This window comes from Microcystis sp. M20BS1, assembly GCF_020245305.1.
GTDB classification, from domain to species: domain Bacteria; phylum Cyanobacteriota; class Cyanobacteriia; order Cyanobacteriales; family Microcystaceae; genus Microcystis; species Microcystis ichthyoblabe_A.
In genome coordinates this window covers 1-6,266 of sequence record NZ_JADBUZ010000089.1, presented here as the reverse complement: position 1 = coordinate 6,266, position 6,266 = coordinate 1, and the positions used below count along the sequence as shown (strand labels likewise).

7 protein-coding genes and 1 pseudogene are annotated in these 6,266 nt (G+C 47.3%); 4 read left to right on the top strand and 4 right to left on the bottom strand.

Annotated elements, in window-relative coordinates:
• From IM507_RS09125 to IM507_RS09115, 3 genes and pseudogenes are all read left to right on the top strand, one after another.
• Positions 1-322: pseudogene (locus IM507_RS09125) on the top strand (IS30 family transposase); the annotation flags it as partial.
• A 177-nt stretch (positions 323-499) separates the two neighbouring features.
• The gene (locus IM507_RS09120) at positions 500-730 is read left to right on the top strand and encodes a DUF3352 domain-containing protein (RefSeq protein WP_238142312.1); all 231 of its coding nucleotides are present in this window, start codon (positions 500-502) and stop codon (positions 728-730) included.
• A 146-nt stretch (positions 731-876) separates the two neighbouring features.
• Positions 877-1,194: a 2Fe-2S iron-sulfur cluster-binding protein gene (locus tag IM507_RS09115; protein WP_002732025.1), complete on the top strand. Its 318-nt coding sequence runs from the start codon at positions 877-879 to the stop codon at positions 1,192-1,194.
• 83 nt (positions 1,195-1,277) lie between these two features.
• Here the strand turns inward: IM507_RS09115 and pyrG are convergent, their stop codons facing one another.
• Positions 1,278-2,918 (bottom strand): glutamine hydrolyzing CTP synthase, encoded by a 1,641-nt coding sequence (gene pyrG / locus IM507_RS09110; RefSeq protein ID WP_069475568.1) that lies wholly within the window; start codon positions 2,916-2,918, stop codon positions 1,278-1,280.
• A gap of 240 nt (positions 2,919-3,158) precedes the next feature.
• Between pyrG and IM507_RS09105 the strand changes: the two genes are divergently transcribed.
• On the top strand, positions 3,159-3,512 hold the full coding sequence (locus tag IM507_RS09105) for a hypothetical protein (RefSeq protein WP_069475553.1): 354 nt from the start codon (positions 3,159-3,161) through the stop codon (positions 3,510-3,512).
• Positions 3,513-3,566: 54 nt separating this feature from the next.
• Here the strand turns inward: IM507_RS09105 and IM507_RS09100 are convergent, their stop codons facing one another.
• From IM507_RS09100 to IM507_RS09090, 3 genes are read right to left on the bottom strand one after another with little or no spacing between them, the layout of a single operon-like run.
• The gene (locus IM507_RS09100) at positions 3,567-4,337 is read right to left on the bottom strand and encodes an ABC transporter permease (protein WP_103111318.1); all 771 of its coding nucleotides are present in this window, start codon (positions 4,335-4,337) and stop codon (positions 3,567-3,569) included.
• Positions 4,338-4,349: 12 nt separating this feature from the next.
• A complete protein-coding gene (locus tag IM507_RS09095) occupies positions 4,350-5,558 on the bottom strand; it encodes an ABC transporter substrate-binding protein (protein ID WP_287636913.1) in 1,209 nt (402 codons plus the stop codon).
• A 4-nt stretch (positions 5,559-5,562) separates the two neighbouring features.
• A complete protein-coding gene (locus tag IM507_RS09090; protein ID WP_287636912.1) occupies positions 5,563-6,153 on the bottom strand; it encodes an ABC transporter ATP-binding protein in 591 nt (196 codons plus the stop codon).
• Positions 6,154-6,266 lie beyond the last annotated feature (113 nt).

Genomic DNA, 6,266 nt, shown 5'->3' with positions numbered 1-6,266 from the left:
ACGCCGGGGGCTTTGTCAAAGAAAGAGTCGAGGCGGAGCAAAAAGTAAGCGTGGAGGGATTCCAGGGCGGGTAGATATCAGCGAGCGACCAGTAATTGCTGACCAGAAAACTGAAATCGGTCATTGGGAAAGTGACACAATGATTGGAGGCAATCATCTAGGAGTTCTCGTTACATATATGGACAAAGCCTCGAAATTTTTAGTAGTAGGATTAGCCAAAAACAAAACCGCATCGGAAATCAATAGAGTCACAGAAAAACTTTTCCAAGAGATTCACCCTGACAAAAGAAAAACCTTTACTTGTGACAAGGTTAAAGAATTTTGGCTCTCCCAGGTTTGGTGGGTAAAATGTATTCTAAGATACATTCTCAAGAGCGAGGGGGTGGAACGAACCACAAAGACACAAAGGACACAAAGATCGATCGATCATAATGTAAGTTAAACTTATCACACAGAACCTAGAAGAGCCTCTCTAGCTTGATTTTCTCACCTTGAGTGTGTGACTGCTCACCTCTTTGTAATAAACCTACACCTGTCAGAACGGGTGATGGGGGTAGAGGTGGACAGTGCGATCGCTCATTTGGATGAGTTAGCCCGCAGTCGCGGCTATAATGTGGTTAAAAGGATGACAGCTTGGACAAAGTTAATCACGGCAGTCCCGGGAGGAAAAGCGCAACTAGAGACGCTCGTGACGGGAGTACATACCAGGGTCGATAATTTTTGCTTATAGAATCGTGAAATGCTTACTAGGCAACACTTTTAGGACTATTTTTGGAAAAAAACTATCAGTATAGACCTCGTTTCCACACAGAAACCAGAAGAGCCCCCAATCTAGAATGATAAAATAGGTGAAGTTCAAAGCATCATTCATTAGCTATGACCACAACCCACAAAGTAGAAATTTCTCATTTAGGAAAAATACAAACGATCGAAGTTAGGGAAGATCAAACTATACTACAAGCGGCCTACGATGCGGGGATTGACTTACCCAGTTCTTGCAATGCGGGCGTATGTACTACCTGCGCCGCTCAACTTTCCCAGGGTAGCGTCGAACAAGGTGAGGGCATGGGATTATCCCCCGACCTGCAAAAAGAGGGCTATGCTTTGTTATGTGTGGCCTATCCTCGCTCGGATATTAAACTGGAATCTGGCAAGGAAGAAGTAGTTTATCAACGTCAATTCGGGAAACCCTAGGCCAGACTGGGGTTAAGATGACAAATTTTCGGGGGTTTCCCCCCAAAAAAAACAAATTTTGAGCCAATAAAACCCAGCAAACCCTAACTAATAGCTGAATGCTGACTACTAAGGGAGAACTTTTCCTCTCTACCTTTGAGGGCCGCTTTCATGAAACCAGAAAAGAGAGGATGAGCTTTATTGGGACGAGAGCGAAATTCGGGATGAAATTGGGTAGCAATAAAGAAAGGATGTTTTGGTAGTTCGATAATTTCCACCAAACGACCATCGGGAGAAGTGCCACTCACCAGATAACCAGTCTCAAAAAAGAGACTACGATAGGCATTATTGAACTCGTAACGGTGACGATGGCGCTCATAGATAACCTCTTGACCGTAGAGGGAGAAAGCCAGACTATCGGGATTTAAACGACAGGGATAGAGACCTAAGCGCATTGTTCCCCCTAAATCCACCACATCTGCCTGTTCTGGCAGTAAATTAATCACTGGATTCGGTGTATCCTCTTCAAATTCGGAACTATTGGCCCTTTCCAATCGGGCCACATTGCGACCCCATTCGATAATCGAACACTGCATCCCTAAACAGAGACCCAAGAAAGGAATATTATTGACCCTAGCATACTCGATCGCCTTAATTTTGCCATCCACACCCCTAATACCAAAACCACCGGGTACAACAATACCGTCAACACCGCTTAAATGAGCTTCGGCCGAATCGTTATCCACATCTTCAGCACTTACCCAACGCAATTCTATCTCGCTATCAAGGGCAATAGCAGCGTGTTTGAGGGCCTCTACCACCGAGAGATAAGCGTCCCCCAATTGCACATATTTACCAACGATAGCTATCTCTAATTTTTGACTAGGGGATTGCATCTGTCGGATGAGATTTTCCCACTCCTCCAGATGGGGGTATCGGGGACCCAGGTTTAATAATTCTAGGGTTTGTTGCGCTAATCCCTCTTTTTCCAGATTGAGAGGAACCTCATAGATACTGCTGGCATCCTGAGCAGTAATCACCGATTCTACCGGCACATCACAGAAAGCTGAGAGTTTTTCTTTTAACCCCGGTTGTAGGGGTAGATGACAACGACAGACTAACACATCCGGTTGAATACCGATCGATCTTAATTCCTTAACCGAGTGTTGCGTCGGTTTCGTTTTCATCTCCTTGGCGGCCGGGATCCAAGGAATTAGGGTAACGTGCATATAAACTACGTTATTTCGACCCACATCCTTCCTAAATTGCCTAATTGCTTCTAAAAAAGGCAAAGATTCGATATCTCCCACCGTACCACCAATTTCTGTGATGACAATATCGGGGTTGGTATCTTTGGCCACCCGGAGAATCCTTTCCTTGATTTCGTTGGTAATATGGGGAATTACCTGCACGGTTCCCCCCATATAAGCACCACGGCGCTCTTTATTCAATACCGCTTGATAAATCGAGCCAGTAGTCACACTATTGAGACGGGAGAGTTCCGTATCGGTAAAACGTTCGTAGTGGCCAAGGTCGAGGTCGGTTTCGGCCCCATCATCGGTGACAAATACCTCTCCGTGTTGAAAAGGACTCATTGTACCCGGATCCACGTTGATATAGGGGTCTAATTTCAGAATTGAGACGGAATAATCCCGACTTTTCAACAATCTTCCCAAACTAGCGGCGACAATTCCTTTCCCAATACTGGAGACAACTCCCCCGGTGACAAAGACAAATTTACTCATAAAATTTTTCCTGCGATCAATTATACCTAGCAAGGGGTGAGAGTTTTCGGGATGGGGCGGTGTCATTTTCCCAGATTTCATTATAACCGGAGGATCTATACCCCGATCCTCGTTTTAGCTCCCTCTCGAAAATCTATGGCACCACAGCTTCATCCCTCTTTGGTCACCTTCAACCCGATCATCTAAATTTTCCGCTACAATCGAGAGTACTAAGACTCAGGCAATTGTAAAGTAATATTAATGGTAGATTTTAATACCCTCGCTGAATTTTCCCGCAACTATTGCGTCTCGATTTGTGCCTTTTTAGTACCCGCTAACTTAGTAACCACCCTTTTAACGGTTCTTTTTCTCTATTTCGGTCGTCCTACCCGTCAAATCTTCCCCATTGCTTCCCTAGCTTTGTTGTTCGCCATCACCATGTTTCTCCACGTCGCCACCTGGTTGATGATTGGTGTGGTTATGGCCCCCACTTTTATCCTCTTTGGACTGGGTTTAACCTGTTTTGTGATCAATCTTCAAGCCATCAGCGATCGCCAAAGTTTGGAACAGTTATTACATACTGGGGTTAGTCGTCTGGCCCGCTCTTTCAACTAAGGAACAGCGCCAAGACTTCCCACTTCCCACTTCCCCCATAGTTGAACCAATAGGCTAATCTTGATGCGTCCAAGAGCGATGAGCCAGACGCAAACCCCAATCGAGCAGATAACCAATCGCACCAATAACGAGAATCACTGCCATCAACTCTGAATAGGCGAGTCGATCGCGTGTATCGAGAATATAATAACCCAAACCCGCACTAACCCCCAGCATTTCCGCCGGGACAAGAACGATCCAGATAATACCTATAGCCAAACGGAAACCAGTTAAGAGATGGGAGAGGATCGCAGGCAGAATAATCTGGAAAACCGTTTCCCCTCGCGTAGCACAGAGACTGTGGGCTAAAGTCAACCAAGAGCGATCAACCGCATTAACCCCAGCAGCCGTATTGAGAAGGATCGGCCAGATGGCCGCCACCGTCAGCAAAAAATACACGGGTAGATCACCAATTCCCAAAACCATCACCGCTAAAGGCATCCAAGAAAGGGGCGAGATCATGCGTAGAAATTGAAATAGGGCCGACAAAGCCGATTCAAGGGAGCGATACAACCCGATTAATACCCCCAACGGCACACCGATGGCACTAGCGAGAACCAAGCCCACAATAACCCGGCGGCAACTGGTGAGGATATGGGGCATAATCTCCCCCCCAACAAAAAGCTGTAATAAAGCGACAAAAGATCGCTCAGGGGAAAAATCATTTAAAATCGGGTTTGAGTGCCATAGAGGACTGGTAAATAGCCACCAGAGCAATAATCCAAAACCCATACCCCATAAGGGTAGTAAAGCTCTTGGCGGGGAGGTCAAAGATTGTGACTTCATAGGTTCGGACCTTTAAAATTTGATCGTCTCGATGCGGGAGAGATTATTCGGTAAGCCGAAAGCTTTCGGTCCGCCCACCTGTTGCAAGGCATTACGGACAAAAGAGTCATCCACGAGATCCCGCGCCACCTGTCGGGGTTGCAGTTTTTGGAGAAAATCCGTATTTCCTTCCACCTGAGTGGTTTTGAGTAAGCGTACCAGTTCCGACCTATAGGAAGGGAAAGGATAGGGCTGGAAATCGATCCGGTTGACTTGCCAAGCTGGATTCTCGATCGCCCCGTCTTTTTTATAGAAATTGCGATCGTAGTAAGTAAGCGCCCGTTGCAATACTGGCAGCGGGTGAGGGGTATATTTTCCACCATCTTTAGAGAGAATCCGGGCCACTTCCGAGCGATTGCTCCGGGACCAGAGTTGAGCTTTAACGAGGGCGTTTACCACCTTCTGCGTCCATTGTTTCCGTTGCCTAATATCCTCCTCGTGAACAAAGACGACGCAACAGGCGTGATTCTTCCAGACATCGCCGGTGAAACGGAGAACCCTACCGGTTTTGAGATTTTCCGCCGCCGCGTTGAAAGGTTCAGCCACGATATAACCACCGATGCTCTTATTGGCGAGGGCTGATACCATATCCGGGGGCGGGAGAACCACTAGATTAACCTCGTTAGAAGCGATCGGCGCGTCCTTGGCTCTGCGAACTATTTTCAGCCCGTTACGTTGTAAGAGTTGTTGCAAGACCAAATTATGAATCGAATACCAGAAAGGAACCGCGATCGTTTTACCTCCCAATTCCCTGGGATTTTCAATATCGGGTAGGACGGTGAGGGCTGAACCGTTGGTATGGTTCCAAGCGACGATTTTAGCGGGGAAATTGCGCCCGTAACGAATCCAGATCGAGGTGGGAAAAAGAACGTGAATAACGTTCACCTGCCGAGCGAGAAAGGCCTCAACAATCTGCGCCCAAGAGCGGAATAGGCGCGGTTGTTCGGCAGTTAAACCTTCCGCTTGATAAAGTTTTCGCCAGTGTGCCACCAATAGGGGGGCGGCATCCGTAATCGGTAGATAACCGATTTTCACAGGCTGATCTTTGGCATTGGCGTGAACAGGGAGATTCCAATTATCGGCGGCGATCGCTGCCCCGAAGGAACTGGTAAACAGTGCCGAAAGTTTCAGGAAATCTCGACGGCTCATGCCGCAACAAGCACAATTATGGTGTAGGTTCATAGATTTACAGTGTCATGACAAGGGCTAATTCTTGAAAAATTGACCGGCGTAGATCACTCAAAAGCTTGGCTGACTCGAAACGGGGTTTCGGCATCGAGATGGTCCATTCTCGGCGGATGCCCACCGGATGACGGCCCATGAGAAGAACTCGATCAGCCACTAATAGGGCCTCGTCGATGTCGTGGGTAACGAGGAGAACCGTGCTGTTATAGAGAGCTATGACTTCTAGGAGGAGTTTTTGCATCTCGAAACGGGTGATCGCGTCGAGGGCGCTAAACGGCTCATCCAGGAGGAGGAGAGAGGGGCGCCGGGCGAGGACGCGGGCTAGAGAAACTCTCTGAGCCATACCGCCCGATAGTTGATGAGGATAGGCACGCTCGAAGCCATCTAGTTTGACGCTTTTAACGGCGGTGTGAACCCTTTCGCGCAATTGCTGATGATCGAGGCGGGGCATCCGCTTTAATTTCAAACCAAAAGCCACGTTTTGCCAAACGGTTAACCAAGGTAAAAGGGCGGGGGATTGAAAGACGATCGAGCTGCGGATGTCTGGTGCTTGTAAGGGTCGTGAGGGACTTCCAAAAAATAAACTATTCATTCTCAAGAATAATAATCATTCTCGGAGTGTGGGAGGTAGGGATCGATGGTTGCCCCCTCCTTCCAATTTTGTAGTAGAATTAATCCTGTACATTATTAATCAAGTTTTTCTTT

What these genes read in the sequence shown, in the direction of transcription:
- IM507_RS09090 (WP_287636912.1), bottom strand. Translation starts at nt 6,153, where the DNA reads ATGAATAGTTTATTTTTTGGAAGTCCCTCACGACCCTTACAAGCACCA.
- IM507_RS09115 (WP_002732025.1), top strand. Translation starts at nt 877, where the DNA reads ATGACCACAACCCACAAAGTAGAAATTTCTCATTTAGGAAAAATACAA.
- IM507_RS09095 (WP_287636913.1), bottom strand. Translation starts at nt 5,558, where the DNA reads ATGAACCTACACCATAATTGTGCTTGTTGCGGCATGAGCCGTCGAGAT.
- IM507_RS09100 (WP_103111318.1), bottom strand. Translation starts at nt 4,337, where the DNA reads ATGAAGTCACAATCTTTGACCTCCCCGCCAAGAGCTTTACTACCCTTA.
- pyrG (WP_069475568.1), bottom strand. Translation starts at nt 2,918, where the DNA reads ATGAGTAAATTTGTCTTTGTCACCGGGGGAGTTGTCTCCAGTATTGGG.
- IM507_RS09105 (WP_069475553.1), top strand. Translation starts at nt 3,159, where the DNA reads ATGGTAGATTTTAATACCCTCGCTGAATTTTCCCGCAACTATTGCGTC.